General features: G+C 37.8%; 3 tRNA genes. All 3 read left to right on the top strand.

Annotation, left to right across the window (positions count from 1 at the left end):
* The first annotated feature begins 75 nt into the window (after positions 1 to 75).
* The 3 genes from PVK62_RS17370 to PVK62_RS17380 all read left to right on the top strand — a co-directional run bounded on the left by PVK62_RS17370 (position 76) and on the right by PVK62_RS17380 (position 368).
* A tRNA-Glu gene (locus PVK62_RS17370) sits at positions 76 to 151 on the top strand.
* A gap of 4 nt (positions 152 to 155) precedes the next feature.
* Positions 156 to 231: transfer RNA gene (locus PVK62_RS17375), tRNA-Lys, on the top strand.
* Positions 232 to 292: 61 nt separating this feature from the next.
* Positions 293 to 368, top strand: a tRNA-Val gene (locus tag PVK62_RS17380).
* The last annotated feature ends 442 nt before the right edge of the window (positions 369 to 810 follow it).

The following is an 810-nucleotide window of genomic DNA, read 5'->3' on the forward strand; positions in this document are numbered from 1 at the left end:
CGATTTATGAGTGTTCACACAGATTGCGAAGGTTGAAAAATAAAGAGATTTGAAGGTGCCCGACACCTTCATAGTGTCCCGTTCGTCTAGAGGCCTAGGACACCGCCCTTTCACGGCGGTAACAGGGGTTCGACTCCCCTACGGGATACCACTTAGGGTCGTTAGCTCAGTTGGTAGAGCAGTTGACTTTTAATCAATTGGTCGCAGGTTCGAATCCTGCACGACCCACCATTCTTTCCACAGAGAATGGGTTTATTTCTGATAGAGTCAGAAGTAAATTGAAATATTATGTGGGCGATTAGCTCAGTTGGGAGAGCACCTCCCTTACAAGGAGGGGGTCACTGGTTCGAGCCCGGTATCGCCCACCATTTCATATGGATATACTCTTTAAATATTTTTGGAAGGATTCCAAACCAGTTCAAGAAGTTGACCTAGGTTCGGATTTTTTGCGTCTGAAAATGCTTAAAAAGTATTTTATCATTAACAATGTTAGTGATCTTATATAGCTCTTTAACAATTTGGAAAGCTGACTGATTTAGCTTAATTTATTTTTACTTTTGAAAAAGTAAAAATAAAACAGCTCAGGCTGTAATTAAGTTAAATCAAAATTTAAAAGTTCTTAATATCTTTTGTTTATCTTTAGATAAACAAATTAAAAACACATTCAAGTGTTCTTGGTATTAGTTTGTTTCTACTTTCTTAAGTAGAGATAAAGAGCGAATCCGGCGAAAAACCAGAGCTCACATTTTTCTGTTTAGAGATTATCTTTTTACAGAAATAGTGATGAGTTCAAACCTTGGTTGCTGTAAG

Origin of the sequence: Aliivibrio sp. S3MY1, from assembly GCF_028765575.1 — a bacterium.
Taxonomy (GTDB): domain Bacteria; phylum Pseudomonadota; class Gammaproteobacteria; order Enterobacterales; family Vibrionaceae; genus Aliivibrio.